This window comes from Pseudoalteromonas sp. CF6-2, from assembly GCF_021729425.1.
In the GTDB taxonomy this organism is placed as follows: domain Bacteria; phylum Pseudomonadota; class Gammaproteobacteria; order Enterobacterales; family Alteromonadaceae; genus Pseudoalteromonas; species Pseudoalteromonas arabiensis.
In genome coordinates, this window is the sequence record NZ_CP091443.1 from 69,932 (window position 1) to 95,029 (window position 25,098).

General features: G+C 41.9%; 19 protein-coding genes. 8 read left to right on the plus strand and 11 right to left on the minus strand.

Translation table 11 applies throughout. The annotated features are described in order from the left end of the window. Window positions 1–115: 115 nt before the first annotated feature. Entirely contained in the window at window positions 116–2,143 is a 2,028-nt protein-coding gene (locus L3Q70_RS17060; protein ID WP_237115519.1) for a S9 family peptidase, read from the plus strand. A gap of 766 nt (window positions 2,144–2,909) precedes the next feature. On the opposite strand, the gene L3Q70_RS17065 is transcribed toward L3Q70_RS17060, so the two are convergent. Beyond that, window positions 2,910–4,511, minus strand: coding sequence for an isocitrate lyase (locus tag L3Q70_RS17065; protein WP_237115520.1), 1,602 nt, complete (start codon window positions 4,509–4,511; stop codon window positions 2,910–2,912). A gap of 230 nt (window positions 4,512–4,741) precedes the next feature. Here L3Q70_RS17065 and L3Q70_RS17070 point away from each other — a divergent pair, with 230 nt between their 5' ends. Further along, complete coding sequence (locus L3Q70_RS17070) at window positions 4,742–6,916, plus strand: malate synthase G (RefSeq protein ID WP_237115521.1); 2,175 nt, start codon at window positions 4,742–4,744, stop codon at window positions 6,914–6,916. Between the two features lie 332 nt (window positions 6,917–7,248). Here the strand turns inward: L3Q70_RS17070 and L3Q70_RS17075 are convergent, their stop codons facing one another. From L3Q70_RS17075 to L3Q70_RS17090, 4 genes are all read right to left on the minus strand, one after another. After that, window positions 7,249–7,974, minus strand: coding sequence for a YebC/PmpR family DNA-binding transcriptional regulator (locus L3Q70_RS17075; RefSeq protein WP_058584380.1), 726 nt, complete (start codon window positions 7,972–7,974; stop codon window positions 7,249–7,251). 249 nt (window positions 7,975–8,223) lie between these two features. Next, complete coding sequence (locus L3Q70_RS17080) at window positions 8,224–8,841, minus strand: HAD family hydrolase (RefSeq protein ID WP_130152010.1); 618 nt, start codon at window positions 8,839–8,841, stop codon at window positions 8,224–8,226. Between the two features lie 122 nt (window positions 8,842–8,963). Then, complete coding sequence (locus tag L3Q70_RS17085; protein WP_062567821.1) at window positions 8,964–9,467, minus strand: DUF6702 family protein; 504 nt, start codon at window positions 9,465–9,467, stop codon at window positions 8,964–8,966. Beyond that, window positions 9,467–11,905 (minus strand): M1 family metallopeptidase, encoded by a 2,439-nt coding sequence (locus L3Q70_RS17090; RefSeq protein ID WP_062567822.1) that lies wholly within the window; start codon window positions 11,903–11,905, stop codon window positions 9,467–9,469. The genes L3Q70_RS17085 and L3Q70_RS17090 overlap by 1 nt, the downstream gene beginning before the upstream one ends. 272 nt (window positions 11,906–12,177) lie before the next feature. On the opposite strand from L3Q70_RS17090, the gene L3Q70_RS17095 reads away from it, so the two are divergent. The 5 genes from L3Q70_RS17095 to L3Q70_RS17115 all read left to right on the plus strand — a co-directional run bounded on the left by L3Q70_RS17095 (window position 12,178) and on the right by L3Q70_RS17115 (window position 18,409). Further along, the gene (locus tag L3Q70_RS17095) at window positions 12,178–12,414 is read left to right on the plus strand and encodes a hypothetical protein (RefSeq protein ID WP_062567823.1); all 237 of its coding nucleotides are present in this window, start codon (window positions 12,178–12,180) and stop codon (window positions 12,412–12,414) included. A 134-nt stretch (window positions 12,415–12,548) separates the two neighbouring features. Then, window positions 12,549–12,785: a hypothetical protein gene (locus L3Q70_RS17100; RefSeq protein ID WP_237115522.1), complete on the plus strand. Its 237-nt coding sequence runs from the start codon at window positions 12,549–12,551 to the stop codon at window positions 12,783–12,785. Window positions 12,786–12,854: 69 nt separating this feature from the next. After that, on the plus strand, window positions 12,855–14,087 hold the full coding sequence (locus L3Q70_RS17105) for an exonuclease SbcCD subunit D C-terminal domain-containing protein (protein ID WP_237115523.1): 1,233 nt from the start codon (window positions 12,855–12,857) through the stop codon (window positions 14,085–14,087). Beyond that, window positions 14,084–17,737 carry an AAA family ATPase gene (locus L3Q70_RS17110; protein ID WP_237115524.1) on the plus strand — a complete coding sequence of 1,218 codons (3,654 nt, stop codon included), beginning with the start codon at window positions 14,084–14,086 and terminating at the stop codon, window positions 17,735–17,737. The genes L3Q70_RS17105 and L3Q70_RS17110 overlap by 4 nt, the downstream gene beginning before the upstream one ends. Window positions 17,738–17,746: 9 nt before the next feature. Further along, complete coding sequence (locus tag L3Q70_RS17115; RefSeq protein ID WP_237115525.1) at window positions 17,747–18,409, plus strand: class I SAM-dependent methyltransferase; 663 nt, start codon at window positions 17,747–17,749, stop codon at window positions 18,407–18,409. Window positions 18,410–18,712: 303 nt separating this feature from the next. On the opposite strand, the gene L3Q70_RS17120 is transcribed toward L3Q70_RS17115, so the two are convergent. From L3Q70_RS17120 to L3Q70_RS17145, 6 genes are all read right to left on the minus strand, one after another. Then, window positions 18,713–19,510, minus strand: coding sequence for an alpha/beta hydrolase (locus tag L3Q70_RS17120; protein ID WP_237115699.1), 798 nt, complete (start codon window positions 19,508–19,510; stop codon window positions 18,713–18,715). A 776-nt stretch (window positions 19,511–20,286) separates the two neighbouring features. Further along, window positions 20,287–21,984: a gamma-glutamyltransferase gene (gene ggt / locus L3Q70_RS17125; protein ID WP_062567829.1), complete on the minus strand. Its 1,698-nt coding sequence runs from the start codon at window positions 21,982–21,984 to the stop codon at window positions 20,287–20,289. Window positions 21,985–22,115: 131 nt separating this feature from the next. Next, window positions 22,116–22,931, minus strand: coding sequence for a transporter substrate-binding domain-containing protein (locus L3Q70_RS17130; protein ID WP_237115526.1), 816 nt, complete (start codon window positions 22,929–22,931; stop codon window positions 22,116–22,118). A 27-nt stretch (window positions 22,932–22,958) separates the two neighbouring features. Beyond that, window positions 22,959–23,327: a response regulator gene (locus L3Q70_RS17135; RefSeq protein WP_062567831.1), complete on the minus strand. Its 369-nt coding sequence runs from the start codon at window positions 23,325–23,327 to the stop codon at window positions 22,959–22,961. A gap of 66 nt (window positions 23,328–23,393) precedes the next feature. Continuing rightward, window positions 23,394–23,930, minus strand: coding sequence for a hypothetical protein (locus L3Q70_RS17140; protein WP_062568165.1), 537 nt, complete (start codon window positions 23,928–23,930; stop codon window positions 23,394–23,396). After that, the gene (locus L3Q70_RS17145) at window positions 23,930–24,379 is read right to left on the minus strand and encodes a YaiI/YqxD family protein (protein ID WP_062567832.1); all 450 of its coding nucleotides are present in this window, start codon (window positions 24,377–24,379) and stop codon (window positions 23,930–23,932) included. The genes L3Q70_RS17140 and L3Q70_RS17145 overlap by 1 nt, the downstream gene beginning before the upstream one ends. Before the next feature lie 102 nt (window positions 24,380–24,481). Here L3Q70_RS17145 and L3Q70_RS17150 point away from each other — a divergent pair, with 102 nt between their 5' ends. Beyond that, a complete protein-coding gene (locus L3Q70_RS17150; RefSeq protein WP_062567833.1) occupies window positions 24,482–25,015 on the plus strand; it encodes a lipocalin family protein in 534 nt (177 codons plus the stop codon). Window positions 25,016–25,098 lie beyond the last annotated feature (83 nt).

Sequence of the window (25,098 nt, forward strand, 5' to 3'; positions counted from 1 at the left end):
GAAATGACCATCTGTCTATTGATTTCTCCATTCATCGCAATGGACTGTATTTCGGGTGGTTGTTACTTTATAACAGGATAACAGGTTAAACACCGCTCACTAACAAGGAAATAAAATGAAGTTTAAAACGTCTTTAGCGCTGCTTGCAGCAGCTAGCTTTTACGGCCACGCCGAAGCTAGCAATACCTTTGAGCTTGAAAATGTTTTTGATCTTGAATACGCCAACCAAATAGAAATGACAAAAAATGGCGACACAATTTATTTTGTGCGTAACCGAATGGATATCAAAAGCGACCGTAAAGTTAGCAATATTTGGTCAGTAAACCCAGATGGCAAAACCATGCTACCGCTTACGTCTGGTGTACATATGGATTACTCACCAGTACTGTCGCCGGATGAAACTCGCCTAGCATTTATCTCGACTCGTGATGGTAGCAGCCAAATCTATGTAAAATGGTTAAAAACCGGTAATGTAGCGAAAATCAGTAACCTAACGCAAAGCCCTAGCGGATTAACTTGGACGCCAGATGGCAAACAATTGGTGTTCAGCCAGTTTGTGCCAGCTAAATCAGCAAGCCCAGTGTCTTTACCAGGTAAACCTGAGGGCGCAAAATGGGCGGAGCCAGCTACCTATATTGATGATACCTATTATCGCGCCGATGGCGGTGGCTACTCTGAAAAAGGTTATCGTCACTTTTTCATCATGAGTGCAACGGGCGGCAATGCCCGCCAATTAAGCTCAGGTGATTTTGATCACGGCGGTGCTATTAGCTTTAATGAACAGGGTGATGCGTTTTATTTTTCAGCTAATCGATATGAAAACAACGAGTTACACCCAACTGAATCTGAAATCTATAAACTTAGCTTAGCGGATCGTTCAATCAGCCAAATAACAGACCGTAAAGGCCCTGATTCAAGTCCTAAAGTCTCTCCAAATGGTCGTTATCTCGCTTACACTGGCTATGATGACAAAAAGACTAACTATGAAAATAACGATATTTATTTACTTGATTTAAAATCAGGTAAAAGCTCGGTACTCACTGCTGATTTAGATCGCAGTGTCGAAAGCATTAAATGGGATGATAGCGGCCAAGGCCTTTATTTTAGTTACGATAGCGAAGGTAAAACACACCTAGCTTACCAACCGCGTAGTGGTAAACATAAAGTGATCACCTCAGAGATTGGTAGTGTCGCCTTTGGCCGTCCCTATTCAGGTGGTGACTTTGACGTGAGCGAAGATGGTGAAGTTGCATTCACACTCGCTGATACACAACGCCCAGCTGATGTAGCATTAATTAAGCGCGGTAAAACGGCTCGTTTAACGCAATTAAACGAAGATGCACTGGGCGACAAAGAACTTGCCAAAGTTGAAGAAATTTGGGTTAAATCAAGCCATGACGGCTTAGCCGTTCAGGGTTGGATTGCATACCCACCGGGTTTTGATAAAAACAAGAAGTACCCTCTTGTTTTAGAGATCCACGGTGGCCCTGTTGCAAACTACGGCCCTCACTTTAGCCCTGAAGTGCAATTATACGCAGCCAAAGGTAATGTTGTACTTTATATGAATCCGCGCGGCAGTGACTCGTACGGTAAAGAATTTGCGCAAACAATTCATCATAACTACCCAAGTAATGACTTTGATGATTTGATGACAGGTGTTGATGCTGTCATCAATAAGGGCTTTATTGATGAGAGTAAACTGTTTGTTACCGGCGGCTCAGGTGGCGGTGTATTAACAGCATGGATTGTGGGTCATACAGACCGCTTTGCAGCAGCTGTTGTTGCTAAACCAGTCATCAATTGGATCAGCTTTGTACTAACTGCTGACTTCTATCCTTTCTTTGCTGATTATTGGTTCCCAGGTAAACCATGGGACAACATTGAGCATTATATGAAGCGCTCACCAATTAGCTATGTGGGCAATGTAAAAACACCAACTATGCTGTTAACTGGTGAATCAGACTATCGCACGCCGATTTCTGAAACTGAGCAATTTTACCAAGCGTTAAAGCTACAAGGTGTTGATACGGCTATGGTGCGTATTCCTAATGCCTCGCATGGTATTACTGCTCGCCCATCAAACCTGATGACCAAAGTAGCCTATATTCAATGGTGGTTTGATAAAAACAGTGGAAATGATTAACGACATCGAGCGAAGCGAGAACGTTTCATTTGCGCAAGGTGAACGGATTTCGTGACGCAGTTTCGTTTAACTTATCTCACATCGTATTTGGCGCGATTTTATATCGCGCCTAATCCGAAACATCATTTAATAAAACCATAACGCGGGGCAAACCCGCTGCTACTTGCTAACTTTACTCTTTCTTACTTCCCCCTTGCTAGCTCCCTCTCTGTAAACCCCCTTTACAGTTTAAATGTGAGTAACTCCTTACATATTTCTAGTAAATATCGGACATTAAATAAAAAGCAGTTAGTAAAAAATCGGTTTATAGCCAAAATCAGTAACTTGAGTTAGTAAAAAATCGGTTTGTGCCGCTAAAAACCTAGCTTCAGTTAGTAAAATTTTGGTTTGTAAGGATGTTGAGTTGGTAAAAAATCGGTTTATGGCTTAGGTGAGTTAATAAAAAATCGGTTTGTAAATCGCAATATTCTACAAAACAGCCCTAAATTACCGTTTGTATGACCTAATTTTAGCCATTCTAAAGGTGGTTTTTAGTCAATGAGTGCATATTTTCTGCTTATAAGACGAAGCTAGTTAAATCCTGATCTAAAATTCTGAGGCTGGTAAATGCGTGATCTGTATTTTTACAAAGCTAGTAAATGGCTGATCCAAAACTTAGTTAAACTCTGATCCAAATATCTAAGCCCGCACTCAAAAAATGAAAAAGGGCCCGAAGGCCCCTAACAACATTATTGAATAGCTATAAAGGTGTTACATCATTACTTGGTTAGAACTGATTCATAGTATTTGCTTCACCACCGGCTTTAAGCGCATTTTCACCAGAGAAGTACTCTTTATGAGTATCACCAATGTTAGAACCTGCTAGGTCTTGGTGTTTCACTGATGCTTGCTCACGGCGAATTTCTTGACGTTGTACGTCACGAACATACGCCAGCATACCTAGGTCGCCGAAATAGCCTTCTGATAGAATATCAGTACTTAGCGCCGCTGTATGGTAAGTTGGTAACGTGATTAGGTGGTGGAAGATACCCGCTTCACGTGCACCATCTTTTTGGAAGTTTTGTACAAGTACGTCTGCTGCCGCTGCAAGCTCTGTGTCATCCATTTCTGGTGCCATTAATGCTTTATTATCATCGATGCTTGGGTAAGCTGATAAGTCTTTACCTTGTTCTTGCCACTCAGCGTATACTTGCTCACGGAATTTAAGTGTCCAGTTGAACGACGGTGAGTTGTTATATACCAACTTAGCATTGGGTACTTGCTCTTTAACGCGATTCACAAGCTCAGCGATTTGTTTAACATTTGGTTTTTCTGTTTCAATCCACAGTAAGTCTGCGCCAGACTGTAAGCTAGTAACACAGTCTAGCACTACACGGTCTTTCTCTGTGCCTTCACGGAACTGATATAAACCATTATCTAAACGTGTTGGCTTGCAAAGCTGACCGTTGAGCTTCATTGCTGTGTCGCCTTCGTTTAAGTCATCAACACTGTTTACTGGTGTTGTTTCAAGGAACGACGTGTATTGGCTCGCAAGGTCACCTGGTGTTTTAGATACAGGCACTTTTTGAGTAAGGCTTGCACCTAATGAATCAGTACGCGCAACGATAATGCCGTTATCAATACCAAGCTCTAAGAATGCGTAACGAACTGCGTTAATTTTTGCTAGGAAATCCTCATGCGGTACAGTTACTTTACCCGCTTGGTGACCACATTGTTTTGCGTCAGATACTTGGTTCTCGATTTGGATAGCACATGCGCCTGCTTCAATCATCTTTTTAGCAAGTAGGTAAGTGGCTTCTTCGTTACCGAAACCCGCATCAATATCAGCAATAATTGGCACAACATGACTCTCGAAGTTATCGATTTTATTTAGTACGGCTTGAACATCACCGCCGTTTGCTTTCGCTGCATCTAGGTCTTTGTAAAGGTGGTCAAGTTCACGTGCATCTGCTTGCTTTAAGAAAGTGTAGATTTCTTCGATTAGCGCTGGAACAGACGTTTTTTCATGCATACTTTGGTCAGGTAATGGACCGAACTCAGAACGAAGTGCCGCAACCATCCAGCCGCTTAGGTATACATAGCTGCGTTTAGTTGTTTTGTTATGACGTTTAATTGCCATCATCATTTGTTGTGCAGTGAAACCATGCCAACAACCTAATGATTGTGTGTATTGGCTGTGGTCAGCATCGTAGGCTGCCATGTCTGCACGCATGATGTCTGCAGTGTATTGAGCAATGTCTAAACCCGTACGAAAACGGTTTTGTAAGCGCATACGGCTTGCGTATTCTGGGTTGATTGACTGCCACGTTTTGCCTTGTGTTTGACATAAAGTAGCTAGGTTATCTGTTTCGCGTTGATATGTTGTCATAATAAAAATCCTTCGAACGGGTTATCTATTTTTTGTTAGTGAGAGTGGCTACTTGGCGTTCGCTTCGTAGCGCTTAATCCAACATTAGGCGGATTTTTTGGATTTAGTAAATTTATAGTTGTTATTGCCACTATATTTTTAGTGAATGGTAAATAACCTGCTTATTAGCTTTTTTTACGATATGGTTAGGCCATGAATGATCACATTAAGCTCGTTTAAAGGACATTACTATGACCACTCTCTCACTTAACGGTTTAAGCGTTGATCAACAACTAGCACAGTTTGTTGAACAGCAACTTTTACCAGGAACAGGTATTAGCACAGACACTTTTTGGCAAGGTTTTGCTGATATCGTCACTGAGTTAACGCCAATCAATCGTGCGCTTTTAGAAAAACGCGAACAACTGCAAGCAAAGATTGATGACTATCACAAGCAACAACCGGTATGGGATGCAGCTAACTATCAAGCATTCCTAAAAGACATTGGCTATCTCGTTCCTGAGCCAGCTAGCTTCAGCATAGAAACAGAGCAAGTTGAGCCTGAAATCGCAAGCACTGCGGGGCCGCAGCTCGTTGTGCCAGTGAGCAATGCACGATTTGCCTTAAACGCAGCGAATGCCCGCTGGGGCTCACTGTATGATGCGCTATACGGCACTGATGTATTAAGTGAAGATGACGGCGCTGAGAAAGGCGCTACATACAACCCTGTACGTGGCTTTAAAGTCATGGCTTATGCCCGCCAGTTCCTAGATAAAGCATTGCCTTTAGCAAATGGCTCGCATATCGAAAGTACCAGCTATTCAGTGGTTAACAATGAACTTTTAATCACATTACGTGACAGCAGCCAGGTTCGTTTAGCTAATCCTGAACAACTTATTGGTTACCAAGGTGAAGCGCAAAATCCGAGCGCTATCTTACTGAAAAATAATGGCTTACATATCGAACTGCAAATCGACCATCATCATCCAATAGGTCAAGCAGATAAAGCAGGCCTTAAAGATGTGCTACTTGAAGCAGCCCTCACAACGATTATGGACTGTGAAGATTCCGTTGCTGCTGTTGATGCACAAGACAAAGTAAACGTCTATCAAAACTGGCTTGGTTTAATGCAAGGTAACCTAGTAGAAGCATTTAACAAAGGCGGTAAAACCATTGAGCGTCGTTTAGCACAGGACCGCCAATATCAAGGTGTGAATGGTGAAACACTGACGCTAAAAGGCCGTAGCATGATGTTTGTGCGTAACGTTGGCCACTTAATGACAAATCCAGCTATCCAAGATAGTGAAGGCAATGACGTGTTTGAAGGTATTATGGATGCCATTATCACCAGCACCGCAGCACTTCATGACTTAAAAGGTACAAGCAGCCTTAAAAATTCAACGGCCAATAGCATTAATATTGTTAAACCAAAAATGCATGGCCCAGAAGAAGTGGCCTTCACCAATACCCTATTTACCCGCGTTGAGCAGCTATTAAGCTTACCTGAAAACACCATTAAAATGGGGATTATGGATGAAGAGCGCCGCACTTCAGCTAACTTAAAAGCGTGTATTTTCGAGGCTAAAAAGCGTGTTGTATTCATTAACACAGGCTTCTTAGACCGTACCGGTGACGAAATTCATACTTCAATGCAAGCAGGTGTTGTACTACCAAAAGGCGCTATCAAACTTGAGCCTTGGATCAGCGCATACGAAGACCGCAACGTAGATATTGGTCTTGCTACAGGACTCAGTGGCAAAGCACAAATTGGTAAAGGTATGTGGCCAATGCCAGATAAAATGGCGTTAATGATGGAACAAAAAAGTGGTCACCCGAAAAGTGGTGCAAATACCGCGTGGGTGCCCTCTCCTACTGCTGCAACGCTACATGCAATGCATTATCACGATATTGATGTATTTGCTTGTCAAAAAGCGCTGATGGACCGCAAAGAAGCAAGCCTTACTAGCTTACTCACTCCACCGCTTATGAAAGATGCCAGCAGCTTAAGCAAGGAAGATATTCAAGCCGAACTTGATAACAATGCACAGGGTATTTTAGGCTATGTTGTGCGTTGGATTGACCAAGGTATTGGTTGCTCAAAAGTACCTGACATCAACCATGTCGGTTTAATGGAAGATCGTGCCACACTGCGTATTTCAAGCCAGCACATGGCCAACTGGCTGTATCATGGTGTTTGTTCTGAAGAGCAAATTAGAAAAACCATGGCGCGAATGGCAAAGGTTGTCGATGGTCAAAATGAAGGGGATCCGGCCTACAAGAATATGGCTGATTCAGCCGAAACCTTAGCACAAAGTATTGCTTATCAAGCTGCGCTAGCCCTTGTATTAGAAGGAGTTAAACAACCTAGTGGCTATACTGAACCATTACTGCATGCGTTCCGTATAAAACATAAGTCGTTAAATTAAGCACAATTTAACTCCCTTCGAGTTTGATGTGTCGTTCCTAGCAGCCTTTGGCTGCTTTTTTTTAACTAATATCAATTGATACCAATCCGCAATAATTCTTAATTATTTTGAGGGATTAAACCTGTCGCTACCTGCGTTAAAAATTTCTGATTTAGAACAACTAAATAACGAAATTTTTGCCTTGTTATCAACGAGGTTTTATTGCCTCAAAATAGACCACTAAATTAAGCGTATTGGTATAAACTCATAACGACAGTGAATACTCATCATTCACAGCATAATAAAAATCTATTAAAAAAGGGCATTTGTTACCAAATGCCCCTTTTTACAAATTAGCTTTTGACAATCGCATTGTGATAAACGTTTTGAACGTCATCACAGTCATCAAGCATAGAAATAAACTTTTCAAAGTTTGCTATGTCATCTGGATCAGTGATGTCTGTATGAACTTGTGGAACAAACGTAATCTCGTCTACTTCAAAGTTAATACCTTCAAATGCTTCTTCAAGTGCTGTTTTTGCTTTGTAGTACTCAGTGTGAGGAGCGAATACTGATACTTTGCCGTCTTCGACTTCTACATCAGTTACGTCTACATCAGCCATCATTAGCGCTTCAAGTACGACTTCGTCGTCATCACCTTCAAAGCCTAAAACAGCTAAGTGATCGAACATATGCGCTACGCAACCGGGTGTGCCAATTTTTGAATCTGTTTTTGTAAACGGTAAACGTACATCTTTAATAGTACGGTTAGGGTTATCAGTTAAACAGTCAACAATAACCATACAGTTACCTGGGCCGTAGCCTTCGTAACGTGCTGGAGAGTAGTCTTCCCCTGCCCCACCGGCAGCCTTTTTGATTGCATTATCAATTACATGTGCTGGAACTTGATCTTTTTTTGCACGCTCAATAATACGTTTTAGCGCTTGGTTAACTTCTGGATCTGGTTCGCCATTTTTAGCAACAACGTAGATTTCTTTACCGTACTTAGAATTTACTTTTGTTTTTGCATTGGCTGTTTTAGCCATGGCGTTTTTGCGGACTTCAAATGCTCTGCCCATCTTATGCCTCTATGAATACATTTGATAATTGCCGATATTTTAACAAGTCATGACCGCTTGGGCTAGTACTAGGGCGTGTTAACCTTCAGGATTAAAATTTGTTCACTCTAGGGACGATTTTATTAACACCTTGGGATGTATAACCGATTAGGTAAAGTAAAAAATGAGCAAAGATCAAATCGTCCCTAGGAAACTTAAAAAAATAAAAAGCTAACAATTAATATCAGGAAAAATAAAAAACAAGGCTATTTAACATAACACCTTACTTTCTTGGAATGAATCAACCAAAATTGGCAGTTCTGAAAAATGATGCAGTACATAGTCTGCTTGATTTGCATATTCAGGAATTTCATGTGGTGCGTATAAACAAGCTCGCATGTTAGCGTTGTGGGCTGCTTGTATGTCAAATAAATAATCACCAACATAAAGTAACTCTGACTGGTCAAGTTCCCAGAGTGTGGCAATGGCATTTAAAGCACTTGGGTCAGGCTTGGCTGGCGCATCTGAGCGAGTCAAAACCGTTTCTATCGGCAGAGGATTATTTTTTAGCTTAATGGCAGCTGCACGGTCGTAATTACGAGTCACAATGGCCATTGGAATATTACTTTCTTTTAGCTTGGTAATCGCATCAGCCACACCAGGCAATAAATGTGCGTGCTGCGCATCAATAAGCTCATGTTGATGGACAATATTCATCGCCTCTTCGCGCATGTAAGGCGAGGGAAGCGTGGCAATATACGCCAACAAATCCTCCTCAAGAGGACAACCCACTTGTGCTTTGATCAGTGAGAAATCCAGCTCTGACGATACCAAAGTGCCGTCTAAGTCAAAAATCACACCACGAATATTGTTATCATAAATACTCATATAAATCCTTGTATATGGCGATTGGGAAATGTTTATACCCACTAATAAGATAGTGTACGATATAGCTTTATTAAAGGATCAAAGGATTAAAAAGCCAAGTTTTTTAATCCTTTTGTATAAGTCTATTGAGGTTCTAACGCCTCAAACTTAGCTTCAAGCCAGGTATCATCTTGGCTAAAGGTCAGTGTTTTTACTTTCCCTTTACCCTCAATATTTACCATATTCACTTGTGCAGGCCAAAGGTCGCGAAGTGCTCCGTTGCTCATACGAATGCCATGAATTCCCTCTGGGATCGTGACTTCCTGATAAACCCAAAAGAATTTACCATCAACTTGTGCACCCACTTTTTTAAGTTCAAGTGGCTTACCATCTAAAGTTTGCAGGGCAATATGTGACTCAACATAATCAGCAAAACGCTTTTGGTCGTCTTTATTACTTAAGATATCAGCATTACCGTCGAACAAATATTCAACAGCATGCTCCGTATCATGCAAATAAAAGCGATGCATAAGCTCTATGTTGTTTGTACGTTTATTAAACAGCACAGTTGTCACAGACGCTTTTAACTGGTGCGCCATACTAGGCGCACTCAGTAATAAAGCAAAAACAATGGCTACAAAGCGCATTATTGTTGCTCCTGGGCATCTTTTTCATCCCCCTTTTTCAGCTCTGTTTTAATATCTTGCATGATATCGCGGCTGACTTTCGCTTTACTCTTCTCACGCTTATACACTTCAATACGTGATGGAATAATACGACGCGGGTAGTTATTGTTTTCTACATCTACATCCGCAGTTTCCCAACGAGGGTCAACCGCAACAGACACTAGGTTTTTACCCTTCTCAGTTACAATTAGCTTTTGAACATGCTTATGGTTACGACGCCAAATTTCAGCCGGAATGTACTGCTCTTCTTTCGTACCATCTTCATAAGTAAGCTCTAGTAAGATAGGCATTACTAAGCCCCCCAAGTTTGAGAACTCAAGTACGTAGTAGTTCTTATCTTCTTTGATTGCACGCTCAAATGTTTTACGTTCCCAAGGCTCTAGGCCTTTTAGGAATTTATTGTACGCGTTGCGCTCTTTATTAGTTACCGTAAAGCGGTCGTTTTCATCATAGAAGTCAGTGACATCTGGGTTTTCTTCAACCCACAGTTTTTTACCTTCTTCTTTATTACGTTGTACGAATAATGGCATTGGCTTGTCAGCTTCGATGTCACGCAAACGGTTAAAGTCGATATCAGGGTTTTTGGTGTCTAAACGTAACTGATAAACTTTATCTAACGAGATATCAACGTGATCTGTGGTGTAGAACCAACCACGCCAGAACCAATCAAGGTCAACGCCAGACGCTTCTTCCATTGTACGGAAAAAATCAGCTGGAGTAGGGCGTTTGTATTTCCAACGCTGCGCATACTCTTTAAATGCAAAGTCAAATAACTCACGACCAAGGATCACTTCACGTAATATGTTAAGTGCGGCAGCAGGCTTAGTATAAGCATTAGGGCCTAAACGTAATACACTGTCTGACTGTGTCATAACCGGCACTTGGTTTTCTGACTTCATGTATTCAACGATATCGCGAGGCTCAACACCCCAAGGAATTGTGTGGTCCCACTCACGACCAGCAACACCATCTAAGAAGCTGTTAAGACCTTCATCCATCCACGTCCATTGACGCTCATCAGAATTCACCACCATTGGGAAATAAATATGCCCAACTTCATGGATAACAACGCCGATTAAGAAGCGTTTTTCTGCTTGAGAGTAGGTACGTGTTCCGTCATCTTGCAAGTCTGTGCGCGGACCATTGAAGGTGATCATGGGGTATTCCATACCACCGACAGGGCCATTAACTGACTGTGCCACAGGGTAAGGGTAGTCAAATGAGAAGCGCGAATACACTTCCATCGTATGAACAACAGCTTCTGTAGAGTATTTCTTCCAGAGATCGCCACCCTCTTTCGGGTAGAAAGACATCGCCATCACTAACGGCTGGTCTTTACCACCTTGATGGTAGCCCTTAGCATCCCACATAAATTTACGTGATGAGGCCCATGCAAAGTCACGGACATTTTCAGCTTTAAAATGCCATGTTTTAGTTTTGTCTGTGCCTTCTTTTTCGTTTTCGAGTGCCTCTTCTTCAGTCACGATAAAAACAGGGCGTTTGGCATCTTCAGCTTGCTCTAAGCGTTTACGCTGCGTACTAGTTAGAACGCTGCTCGGGTTATCCAGCTTACCTGTTGCAGATACAATGTGGTCTGCAGGAACCGTTAATTCAACGTCGTAGTTACCAAATTCAAGGGTAAATTCACCACTCCCTAAGAACGCTTTGTTCGTCCAAGCTTCATAGTCAGTATACGCAGCAAGACGAGGGAACCACTGCGCTAATAAGAAGATATCGTTACCATCTTCTTCAAAATGCTCATAACCCGAGCGTGCACCAACGGCATCTTCTTCAACAATGTTAAAGGCGAAGTCCATGCTGAACTCAACGTCTTTACCCGGTTTAAGCGGTTCGTTTAAGTCGATACGCATTAATGTATCTACTACAGTAACTTTAAGCTCTTTTCCGTCTTCGTCTTTAACATTGGCGATTTGATAACCCAGCTCGTTGTCGGCCATGAATTGCTGACGACGTAACTGTCCTAAACTCAATTTAGTTGATTTTGGCTGAGGGTCACCTTGCAATGTTTTACCATTAAAAGTCGATGTCATTTCAGCAATTGAGTCAGATTTAAAGATATTTTGGTCTAGTTGTAACCAAAGGTACTTTAAAGTGTGAGGCGAGTTATTTTTATATTCAATTGTTTGGCTTGCTGTTAAACGGCGTTTCTTTTCATCAAGCTTAGCATCAATATCGTAGTTTACCTGTTGCTGCCAGTAGTTTTCGGCAGGGGCACCCGCCGCACTTCTATATACATTTGGGGTAGGGAGTGCTTCATCTAACTGACGAAACTTATCAACAAACGAGCCTTTAGTTTGCTCTACCGATGACGCCATGACTGCTGAAGACACTGCCAAAGGCAATACCAAAGCACTCAAATGGAGAACTGCTTTTTTCATTGTTAATCCTGTAAATTAAGTGTAAGCCTACCATCTCAAACAGCTAACAAGGTTGCAATAAAATCACGATAAAATGCTAGTTTTTCAGGTTAGTATTCACCTTTGTGCAATGAACTATTTTTGCAGCTACATATCCCTACTTTCAGGCAATGTAAAGGGGGTTTACAGACGCATTGGTTATTTTTAATTCAGCACGAATTCATTACAAAGTATTACAGTTAATTTTAAGCCAACTTGGTCAAATTTTGTTTAACAGTAATAAAGGTGATTAGATGAAGTTTTATATTGTAAAAAAAGACTCTCGTTTAGCCGCTATTCCTGCGCAAGAATCAATTTTAAACGAGTACAAAGAACGTGGCTTTGAATATATTGAAGTGATCAACGCATGTGATGAAGACGATGCGTTAGCACGTACATCTCCCAGTTCAAAATGGACTAAAAAAGGACTGTTTTTAGGCTCATCTTTAGTAATTTTGACTCTAATTTTCATTATTTTCGCAATAAATTAATTTTTGCGGCATTTTCTATTGAAATTTACTGCCATTTGTATTTAAAATCGCCCACTTTTTTGATTTTGGGTCAATGCAGAAGCTGTATTTATCCCAAAAATGTGTCGGTAAACAGCTTAGAATTCGGTGGGCTTATGGATTTCTATATCCTAAAAAAACAACAAGAACTAATTGCAATTCCAGCGGACGAACAAAATTGTAAACAGTACCTAGATTCAGGGTATTTTTATATTGATAAAGTAGCGGCATGTAACGAAACGAATGCCCTAAAGATTTTACAAGCAAAACAAACTAAAGCGCTTAAAGTTCCATTGATTATGGCGTTGCTAGCTCTACCTATGGTGTTTTTTGCTTGGTATAGCTTAAGTTAACAAACCAAGCTGGGCATCTTGGCTCAGCTTAGGTATATTGGCGCTCTTAATAAATAATAAGAGCGTTTAATGAAAGTCCTTCATACATCTGATTGGCATTTAGGCCAACAATTCTACGAGCACTCCCGATTCGATGAGCATCAAGCATTTCTAGCTTGGTTAACCGATACGCTTGTCTCAGAACAGATCGACTTATTACTGGTTGCGGGTGACATTTATCATACGGCAACGCCACCTACCAGCGCAGAAAACCAACTCTACCAATTTATTAAAACCACTAAGCATCATTGCCCTGACTTACACATAGTGATTATTGCTGGTAACCATGATTCAGCAAATCGAATTATGGCGGCAAAGCCTTTATTGGCTCAGTTTGATACGCATGTTGTTGGCCGCTTTGATAGCAATGCTCCTCATGAAGTAGTCCTGGCAATCAGCACAAAAAACGGCGATGCGAATGTTGTTGCCATGCCATTTTTACGTAACAGTGATTTAAGCAGTTATAACCGCCAACAAAAGCAACCGTTAAGTTACAACCAAGCCGTTGCCCTTGCCTACAAAGATGCATTACAAGCAGCAAGCGAATTACCAAACGCGCCATTAATTGCCATGGGCCACCTGCATGCAAAAGGCGGAGACATCTCATCTGATTCTGAACGTAACTTAGTGATTGGTGGTGAAGATGCGATATCGGCAAGCATATTTACTGATCAACCCGATTATGTCGCGCTAGGGCATCTTCATAAGGCTCAAACCGTCGCGAAGAAAGAGACCATTCGCTACAGTGGCACGCCAATGCCAATGTCATTTTCTGAAAGACGCTATCAGCATCAAGTTGTGCTAGTCGAGCTTAGTGACTCAGGAACTTCTGTAAACCCCCTTTACATTCCTAGCTTTTGTAAAGTCATGTTGCTACCGGAAAAAGACTGTGTGCCACTAAACGAACTCTGTGAGCTTATAAAACAGCTCGATTTAACAGATGAAGATTTAGCGCCATACCTGCGGGTTAAATTGAGCGCCCATGACACTGACACCACTTTCAGAGAGCAAATAGAACAAGCCCTTGAAGGTAAGCAGGTTAAGTTCTGCGGCATTGAAAGGGTGAGACAGCAGAGTAATCAGCAAGACGATGAGCAAACCCTATTTGAAGATGTCTCGCAAATTGAAGCGCTAAACCCACATTCACTTTTAGAGCAAGCATTTGCAAACAATAAAGATATGGCAGGGCAGGCGGTGCCAAAAGAACTAGAAAGCTTATTAAGCCAAGTGATCGATGAATTGAATGCGGAGGATCTACTATGAAAATTTTAGCAATTCGTGTTCATCAACTCGCCTCTATCTTAGACGCCGAAGTCGACTTTAGCACTTCGCCTTTAAAAGAGGCGGGACTATTTGCCATCACAGGTGATACTGGCGCGGGTAAAAGTACTTTACTCGATGCCGTTTGCTTAGCACTGTACAACAAAACCGCACGACTACGAGGTGATACAGGCAATAAAATTGACTTTAATGGCGACAACATCAAACTCAATGACTCGCGAAACTTATTACGCCGCGGGGCAGGGCAGGGGTTTGCCGAAGTCGACTTTATAGGCCAAGACAAACAGCTTTACCGTGCAAGGTTAAGCTTTAGCCGCGCTCGTAATAAAGCTGATGGTAAATTACAGCCCGCACAACATAGCCTCTATTTATTACCTGATGAAGCCCTCATCGCTGATAGAAGCGCAGCAGGTAAAGAAATTGAACGTATTATTGGTTTGAGCTTTGAACAGTTCTCACGAGCTGTACTGCTTGCACAACATGAATTTGCCGCCTTTTTAAAAGCAACCGGTGATGAACGTGCGCAATTACTTGAATGTTTGACAGGCACCGATAAATTTAGCCGTATTGGTCAGCGAATTTTTGAACGCCATCGTGAGCAGCTGCAAGCATTAGAGCAGTTAAAGTTAAGTTTAAGTAATTATCAGGTTTTAAGCCCTGAAGAGGTCGAAACTAAACAAGCAGAACACAAAGCGCTTGAGGCTAAACTTGCTGAGTTACAAAAACAAATAAAACAATTTGAACAGTTCCAAGCGTGGTATAAACAAGCATTGCAGCAGCAACAACAGCTAAACCAAGCTGAGCAAGCAAAGCAAGAGTTACAGCAACAAATGCACGCGCTTGCTGAAAAAGCCACTGAAGCAAAACAAGCCCAGCAATGCTTAGAAATAAAGGATAACCGTGAACGCGTCACTTCGATTACAGCTCAACATGGGCAACTTATTAAAAACCGGGAGCAGCTTTTAAACGTTGACCATAAAACACTAATCAAAGACGCTGAGCAAACGCTTGAGAAGCAAACTGCGCAACTAAACCAAGCAAAGCAAGCACAAAAAGACGCGCAACCTATTATTAGCCAGGCCCGTGAGTTAGATAAACAACTTGCGGTTTTAAATCAGCAAGCAGCGGTGCAAAAAGTACAAGCAGAAAAAGCAAAGCACCATTATCAAGAGCTGACTAATACACTAAATAGCCATAAAGCCGAGCAGCAAAAACAGCTTAAGCAGCAAGCGCAAATCAATGGCTATTTAGAAACACATGCACAATGGCAACCATTAGCAAAAGACTGGTCATTCTATAAAAGTGAGTTAAGCCGCTTTAGCCAGCAACAGCACACAATTAGCCAATCACAGCAAAACGTAAAAGCTCTTCAGCCTAAGATTGATGAGCAGCAAACGGCCGCGCAGCAGTGCAAAACTCAATACCAAGCCCTTGAGCAAGAAATTAAGCGCTTAAATGAACAAGATGCCGCCTTTAAATCGAGTTTAAATACCCAATCAATGGCGGATATTGATGCGGGGCTTGAGGCGATTAAGCACCTGATTGAAAAGCGCCAAGTGTGGCAAACTAATCATCAGCAGTTAAAAAATTGGCAAACCCAGCTAAAGGCATTAAGCCAAACTGAGCAGCAACTACAAACCGCACTAAAAGATGCGCAGCAAGGGGCAGAACAAGCACAGCAACAGGTTTCGCTTTGTGAGCAAAACTTACAGCAAGTGCAATTAAGAGCCAGTGAAGGAGTCAGCCAGTTACGTGCCACCTTAAAAGCAGGGGAGCCGTGCGCGGTATGTGGCTCAAAAGAGCACCCATTTATGCATGAAGAAATGGTGAACGAGCAATTTAGCCAGCTTATTAACGACTTTACCAAGGAGCTAACTAACGCCAAACAGCATTTAAAAGCTCAGCAAATATTACAGCAAGCTAAAAGTAATGAGCTGGCGGCATGCAGCCAACAGATAAGCTCATTAAACGGGCAAATCTCAGAACTGAGTGCTCAACAACAGAGCCTCAAAGAAACTATGGCAGCAAGCCGTACTGAGCTAAATGATTTAACCGAAGCTCAGTTAAACGAGCGTCAGCAACAACTGAGTCAGCAAAAACAGCAATACTATAAAACCCTTGAGCAGCAACAACAGCTGCAAAATACGCTTGCGACTAAGCAAGCTGAGTACAATAAGCAAGGGCAAACGCTGCATAGTAAAGAGCAGCAACTAAACGAATTGCAGCAACAGCTAAATAATCTGCAAACACGCTTAAATGAGCTCAATGATGAGCATCAGCAGCTACATGCCACACTGAATCAACAGTTCACCAGTGCACCTTGGTGGCAGGCACTCAATACACAAAACATTTCTTTAGAGGTCATTGCAGAGCACGTTGAGGCTTATCAGGCGTCGCTGCAAACTGCGGATGAGCTTAAAGCTAGTTTAAAAGCCATTGAGCAGCACCTTGCGCATGTAACACCGCAGCTTAACGAAGCACATACCTCTTTAACTCAGTGCAACGAGCAACTAAGCCAAACTCAAACCGAATTAACGCAGATACAATCAAAGCGCGAGGGCTTATTGAGTAACGCAGCAATATCGGTAGATGAGTTTATAGCAGAGCTTGAAAAGGCGGTAGATTCCGCGCAGCAGGCACTGCAACTTGCCCTGACAACCCATAGTAATGCGGTGAAGGCGCGTGACGAACAAGCCATTCAAATAGCAAATCTTGACGAACGTGAAAAAGAACTAAACGCTGAACATGCGGCACTTAATGAACGCTTTAGCCATTGGTTTAGCGATTTTAAAGCGCAGCACCCAAGTTTGGATGAACAAGCAGTTAGTCAGCTATTAACGATAAACCCAACTGAGATCAAGAAAACATTGGCTGATCACCACACTGCCGAGAGTAGCTTAAAAGACGCTGAGGCACTGTTAAAACAGTTACAAAAAGCTCAAGCTCAGCACCAAAAAGATAAACCTGCACTGAGTGAAGATGAGCTGCAAATACAGCTTAATCAAACAACAGAGCAACAAGTGCAAGCTAATAACGCATTATTGCAAGTTGCGACGGAGCTTAAAACCCATCAACAAAATAGCCAAGCGCTGGCAGATAAACAAAAGCAATTAGTAGAGCAGCAAAAAAGCTATGAACACTGGCATCTACTCAATAAGGTATTGGGGGATGCCAGCGGCAAAACGATGCGTAATTTAGCGCAAACGCAAACCTTAAAAATACTGTTGCACTACGCGAATAGTCACTTACAGACACTAAATAAACGCTACAAATTAACCGCTATAGGACTAACCCTCGATATCGCAATTATCGATAGAGATATGGCCGATGAGCAGCGCTCTGTTAATACGTTATCGGGTGGTGAGTCATTTTTGGTGTCGTTAGCCCTCGCATTAGGGCTTGCCTCCTTATCGTCAAATAAAGTGCAAATAAACTCTTTGTTTATCGACGAAGGTTTTGGTACGTTGGACAGTGAAACGTTAAGCATCGCGATGGATGCTCTTGATTCTCTGCAAGCACAGGGCCGCAAAGTCGGGGTGATTTCTCACGTCTCAGAAATGACCGAACGCGTTGCCACCCAAGTGCATGTGGCGAAAAAACCAGGTGGTTATTCGACCATCTCAGTTATTTAAAGGATTAGCATGCCAACTTTTAATCATGAAGAAGCAAGTCACTACGACGAACGTATTTTGCGACTAGTTCCAGGTTATGAGCTATTACATCAAGCAACCGCAGCCCAATTAGCAACAACGCTGAACGATAATGCGTGCATTTTAGTGGTTGGTGCCGGAACAGGTAAAGAAATCATTGAATTAGCGGCGTTAAAACCAGGCTGGCAGTTTATTGCTCAAGATATCTCACAAGACATGCTCGATATTGCCGAGCAGCAGTTTGGCCAGCATAACATCAGCGACCGAGTAACAGTGCATTGCGGTGATATCAACGGCATCGACAGCCAGTGTGACGCCGCACTGTGTTTACTAGTCATGCACTTTGTTGAAGATAACGGCGATAAAAAAGCACTATTAAAAGCGATTCACAGCAAGCTCAAAAAATCGAGCAACTTATACATTGCCGATTTAATGCGCCCAGAATCTGCTTTTGAGCGCGAGTCACAACTACAGCTTTGTTCACAGTTAGGTTTGACTGAAGCCGGCACAGAGCGCATGCGCCACAACCTAGAGCACGAGTTTTACCCATTAGACCGAATTCGTTTTTCTGAATTAGTAAATGAAACTGGATTCAGCACCCCTAAACAGTATTTTAAAGTGCTTGGTTTTACAGGGTATGTGGTTGGGAGTTAATAGCTGTAGGCGCGATTTTGCATCGCGCCACATGCCAAGCAGCATATCAATAATTACACGGTAAACCCGCTGCTACCACGTCGAAATTTGCTCTCTTAAGGGGTTCAATCTTAGAGCTCAAAGCTTGTAACTTTACTTGATCTGCCACATTTGATTATTAGAGTTGAATCTTACCGAGAATAACAGCTTTGTGCCTTGAGTCGACGAACTCATTTCTGGACAAAATGTTTCAGAGCCGAATGACGGCTCTATACCAGACATTGGTAACGTCCATAGTTGTTTGGGGTCGGTTGCCTTTGCTTGTTAGTGGTTATCCAGCTTTTGCATCAGTACTAAAAGCTCATTTAAAACCAGTTCTGGCTCATCAATCTGCACAAAATGACCACTTTTTCCAGTCAACACAGATTTACCCTGTGGGAAAGCACTCGCCCACTCCTGCCATAGTTCACCCCACATTTTTCTGCCCTGATCCGTGAAAAACAAATTGGCTGGTCTTTCTACTTTTCTTACAGAGGTAATCACTGTTACGGGCATATCTTTGATTTGTGGGTAATCAGGTAGCGGTCTTTTACTCCAGAAATCTAGATATTGGTTCGACATACCATCGGCCATGTCATCCAGTTTGATCTGAGCAATTTCTCGATTAGCTTTTTCTAAATCAATAGCACGCAATATATCAACATCATGTTCGGAAGACGGGTCTAACATTAACAGTGCTTTTATTTGTTTTGGGTAAGCTGCGGCGAACTCTCTCGCAACGCTGCCACCATATGAATGAGCAACTAAAATGACCGGCTGGTTAACATCTAATGCAACTAAAAACTCGCTGGCGTATTCTGCATAATCACTTGATGTAAAATGCCTCTTAATAGCTGTGGAGTTGCCATTTCCAACTCTAGAATAACGAATAACCGTGGCATGCTCAGCTATTTGGTTAAAAACGGGCTCCCAGTCAGACATGCCAGCACTACCACCGGCCTCCAAAAGAACTATATGCTTACCATTACCTGCAACTTCATACTCAAGTTCAAATTCATTGACGTTGATAAGTGTCGGTTGAGCTGAAACAGTAAAAGATAATGCGATACCAATAAACGTGATTAACTTCAAAACTACTCCTTAAAACATTAACATTTTAGCTTTTATGCGGCACGCAGTTTGTGTTGCATAATCGCTTGTTGGATTGAGGCGCTACCTGCTCGGTGTGTGAGAATTGGTGTTTTTATGCTATGGGAATTTGCTTTTATGACCTAAGCTACACCAAGCCTGCTTAATCGGCGCGCCTGTCGCATCTATGCTGTCCCTATATTGCTCAGTGTTTGTCATGTTGTTATTACAACTAAATTAGGCTTTATAAGCAACCACTATAGGCTATTTCAGTATTAACTTATTTAATGAGTTTATTCATGACTTGCCTTCCAGTAATGGAATAACCCTTAGGTAAGTGTGGCTCAAATGTCCTGAGTAGGCTCTCCACATAGCGGCTAAGTTCAACAACTCTCTTAAATGACTGGTTCTCGCTCAGAGCCGACCTATAGAGTAATTACGCTAACGCACTTTGGGGCAAAATGCGTTACAAGAACGTCCGCTTTATAAAATAAAGTCATTAGCACTAACTAGCTGTGACCGCCTTTTATCCGCTCATAGCCGCCTGTTAGACGAGGTTTATACCTTCTCACCTAAACTGTAAGATCTGATACGAGCTAAGACACTTAATTCACAACCTACTAACTTGTTGGGTATCACTCCTCTCTACCCAACCCACGAGCTATGAATCATCGCGCGAAATAAATTTCACGCCTACGCGATGTAAAATCGCTGCGACCTCAAAGCTCGTAATATTACTCTTTATCTTTATAACTCGCTAACTTGCGAGCCTAATACCCAGCTGCTTGACCATCTTTACGGGTTTCAGATGCACCATAATAAACACCGGTTTTAGGGTCTTTCAATATAGCTTGATAACCACCATAGGGGCCAACGGCGTCTTGCAAAGTGTGGCCTTTCTTTATTAGCTCACGGCGGGTTTCCATTGAAAAACCTGACTCTAAGCTAACAAAACCACCATCCTCCATGATTTCACCAGTTGGTTGCGATGACCCCGTATGCAGAATACGTGGCGCATCACCGGCTTCTTGCAGATTCATGCCAAAATCAATCATGTTGATAAGTATTTGAGCATGCATTTGTGGCTGCGTCGCACCGCCCATCACGCCATAACTCATATATGGCTTACCATCTTTGGTGACAAACGCAGGAATGATTGTATGAAATGGTCGTTTACCTGGCTCATATTGGTTCATGTGCCCTTTTTTAAGCGCGAACATTTCGCCCCGGTTTTGCAATACAAAGCCTAATTTAGCAGGTGTCATACCAGAGCCCATACCACGGTAATTACTTTGAATAAGCGAAACCATGTTGCCGTCTTTATCGGCGGTCGTCATATAAATAGTATCGCCTTCTACTGGGCCTGCATGGTCACGTTTTGCGGCCTTGTTAGGGTCTATCAGTTTGCGTCTTTGGTCAGCATACTGCTGCGAAATAAGTGTTTGTACAGGAATCGTGTTAAACGCTGGATCCGCGTAATATTTTGCACGATCTGCAAAAGCGAGCTTTTTCGCCTCAACAAAGGTATGGACGTATTCTGGGCTATCAAAGCCCATTGCTTTGATATCGTAACCCTCAAGAATATTAAGAATTTGCTGTGCAGCAATACCTTGGCCATTTGGTGGCAATTCCCAGAGCGTATACCCTCTATAATCAGCGTTCACAGGTTTGACCCACTCGCTATGGTGCGCAGCTAAATCTTCATAGGATAAGTAGCCGCCGTTTTCTTGCATGTAGCGACCAATTTCTTTAGCAATATCGCCTTTATAAAAGGCATCGCGGCCGTCTTTGGCAATTTTGCGATAGGTGCTTGCAAGGGCTGGGTTCTTAAAGATTTCCCCTTTTTCAGGCATGGCCCCATTTGGCATATACACATCTTTAAAGCCCGGATATTTGCCACGAGCAGCAACACTTTTTTGCATGTAATAGGCAATCAGTTCAGACACTGGGAAGCCATTTTCAGCGTAGTCGATAGCAGGTTGGAGTAAGGCTTTCATTGGTGTTTTGCCAAACTTTTTATGTAACTCAAACCAACCATCGACAGCACCAGGAACCGACACTGGTAACGGCCCATAAGCAGGAATGGTGTCGCCTTGTGCTTTTAAGGTATCGAAAGACAAGCTTTGTGGTGAACGACCAGAGGCATTTAAGCCGTATAGTTGCTTGCTTTTATTATCCCAAACAATGGCAAATAAATCCCCACCAACTCCACATCCAGTCGGTTCAACAAGGCCAAGCACTGCGTTTGCCGCAATCGCCGCATCAATGGCATTACCACCATCTTTGAGTACTTGTAAGCCAACCTGCGTAGCTAACGGCTGTGATGTTGCAACCATACCTGATTGTGCGATGACTTCTGAACGGCTAGCAAAGTTATGGCCTGTGATGCGATCGTAAGCTTGGGTAGAGCCTGCTGTAGCTAAGCATAGAGCTAACACTATCCTTTTAATGAGTGGAGTTGGTTTCATCGTTATTGCCCTTTTATTGTTTTATTCACTATAAAAAGCAATTTAAAGCTAAGCAAAAGCTTTGCGTCCGAAGACCAAAAAATACGACTATTGCCAACAACCGAGCTAAATTAGACTTTCATTAAGAAAAACTAATAAATAACGTTACCGGTAAAACACTCTTTTAACATAGCGGATGCATAAGGGTGGCTTTGCTGAGCCGAAGGTATAAACTGACTAACAATATCGTCAACTTGCTCGGTTGCTTTTAACTGCTTTAAATGACTTTGTAACTCTTTTACGGTTTCAATTGATGTGCTTTTATTCAGAGCTAAGTAGTTTCCAGCCAGTGCAGGATGGTTAAGCGCAAATACGGGGGCTAGCTGTTCGGGACTTAACCCCACTTTTTCTAATTGAGAAGCCAGTGTTAAGGCCGAGCCAATTAATAAGTCGTGCTCGCCTCTTTTAAACATTTTTAGCTCTTCAAATTTTTTTGAGTAAGTTAAAAAATGCTGACCTTCTTCCAGATTTAAATCCATTAAAACTGAGTGATATACATCTCCCCGTGCCACACCTACGGTGTAATTTCGTAAAGACGCCATACTATTCACAGTTATATCTGAGCGAGTCGCTAACTTATAAAAACATGTTTGCCCAGAAGCTAATGGACCAACCCAATAAAACTTCGATTCTCTTTGTGCTGTGCGTGAAGTTGAAAAGATGCCACTATTGGCTCTCGTTGAAACTAGTTGCATCGCTCTTTTCCAAGGGTATAAGTCAATAGTACAGTGTAAATTTGCGTTTTCGCAAAGAAGCCGAACAATCTCTGTGTTGATTCCCGTAATTTGGTCTTCTTTTTCGAAATTATAGGGAGGGAAAGACTCAGTATACAGTGTCAGTGTTTTTTGTTTAGCAAGCACATCCCCTACAAACATAAAAAACAACACGCTTAGCAGACGTATTAACATAGTCAACTCCACACGAAACCTATCACTTTAGTCATGCTTAACAATGCGGCTCAGCTGTTTATTTAGGGTATTCAGGCAAAATGGTTTAATAATAAAGCCATCAACTTTAGCACTAATCATATCTGTCACGGTCTCTTTACTGTCTTCGCATGTGACCATTAAAACAGGGATACTCTTAAAATCAGGTGTATCTCGCATTTGCATAAGTAAGCATTTACCATCCATTTTTGGCATATGCAAATCAGTAATGACTAGGTCAAAATGTTGCTTTCCTAATAACTCAATAGCTTGATTGCCATCTGTTGCTTCTGTGATGTCATCATAATCAAGGCGGCGCAACATGTTTATTAAAACATGGCGCATTAAAGGCATATCATCGACAACAAGAATTTTCATACTAAGCACACTAGCTTTTATAATATCTTAAGCTTAGTTTGCATACTCAATAACGCAATGGAGTATTCAAGCTAAGATATCAGCCACTAATTGGCTTAGTCGAGCAATCTTACTATTACTCAATTGCCGATAATCGAAGTAAGGGCATACGATAACCTTATCACTCTTGCTAATGGCAAACTCATCATCTATCCAAGTTAGTGGTGAATTAAGCTGCCCTGATTGAATCAGTTTTTTAGCATGAGTACGACCCGCAATAATATGCAATTGGTTACTTACATCTAAAAGTGGCGGACTAAACAAAAGCGCAGTGCAACTGTTAGCTTGCAGTAATAAATCATCTCGGAAGGTTTGCCAGTCACACGCTTGCTTTGCAAATTTAAAATGCTCACTAGGCAGAGCAAATAACACCTTAGCATATACGTTAAAAACTTTTCTCCAGCCATTGCCGCAAGCTTGATTTATGCTATTAATTTCGCCTGCTTGCATTGCATGCAAAAAATTGAGTGTTTGCCACGGCGCCATGGGTGGGCGCTTTTCAATATATACTGCAACAGTGAATTTGCTGTCTCCAAAACCCTGTAGCCGTTTCTTTGTGTCCATCATAATTTTTTTGCAAGAATGCGATCTAAATTATTGGCAAAGTTTTGCCTGTCGGCTTGGCTAAGAGGCGGTGGCCCTCCCGACATTTCAACTCCACTAGAACGCATTGTTTCCATAAAATCTCGTACGTTTAATCTAGAGCGAATATTCTCCGTGGTATACAGCTCTCCACGAGGATTCAGCGCTTGTGCATTTTTTTCTATTACTTCTGCAGCAAGTGGAATATCACCCGTGATAACCAAATCACCCGCTTCAACACGTTTCACAATCTCGTTATCAGCAATATCAAACCCTGATGAAACCTGTATACGCGAAATAAACTTTGAAGGTGGGATACGCATCGCATGATTAGCAACCAGCGTTGTAACTGTTTGCGTGCGCTCTGCTGCGCGAAATAATATCTCTTTAATAACAGTAGGACAGGCATCCGCATCAACCCAAATTTTCATAGCACTCTCGACAGAATTTTTAAGTATGAGATAGTTTACCGTAATTGAACTTATTTACCGCTATTAACGTATTAAAATATTTGATTTTAAAAGGAGCTTTACGTGCGCAACTTCCATAAACTTCTCATTATAGCAATTACCTCTACGATACTCTCTGCGTGTACTGGCACTCCAGAGAACATAAAACCTGTTGAGAACTTTGAACTCAATAAATACACAGGTACTTGGTATGAAATTGCGCGGCTAGATCACTCTTTTGAACGTGGCTTAGAAGGAATAACAGCTCAATATTCAGTAAACCCTGATGGCAGTGTAAAAGTAATTAACAGAGGCTACAATCTTGAGGAACAAGCATGGGAGCAAGCCCAAGGCAAAGCTAAATTTGCGAGCAAACCTAACATAGGTCATTTAGAGGTTTCTTTCTTTGGCCCATTCTACAGCTCATATGTGATTTTTGAATTAGATAAAGAAAATTATCAATATGCATATATCACCGGCTACAACAAAGAATATTTATGGTTCCTATCAAGAACACCCAAGGTGAGCGAAGCACAATTAAAAGACTTTAAAGACACAGCTAAAAAATATGGCTTTAAAACCGAAGAATTAATTTTCGTTGAGCATGACAACCTGTAAAGGGGATTTACAGGTTGTCTTTAAAACATCATGGATGTGTAACACAACTGTCATTGAACCAAGGCAAACTCTGCTTTATTAAA